Raw genomic sequence first — 220 nt, 5'->3', positions numbered from 1 at the left:
ATCGCTGAGCAGGGGTTTGACCTCGGGAGCTCCCATCAGCTTCTCCAGGAACTTCCCCATGACGTCGTCATTGAGCAGCCGATCGCGGTTTTTGGTGTAGACGCAGTCGGCCGGAGGCCATAGGTGGTCGGATGCCAGATCGGATCGTCGGGGCTGAGGCCCACAAACCAGCGGAACAGCAGGTTGTAGTGGAGCTGCTCCAGCAGCAGCCTCTCGGAGC

The 220-nt window shown here is 61.4% G+C and carries 1 pseudogene; it reads right to left on the bottom strand.

The annotated features are described in order from the left end of the window. A pseudogene (locus CJZ82_RS17580) lies at positions 1 to 220 on the bottom strand (transposase); the annotation flags it as partial.

Source organism: Synechococcus sp. 1G10 (assembly GCF_002252625.1).
GTDB lineage: Bacteria > Cyanobacteriota > Cyanobacteriia > PCC-6307 > Cyanobiaceae > Regnicoccus_A.
This window is presented reverse-complemented; position numbering and strand designations above follow the sequence as displayed.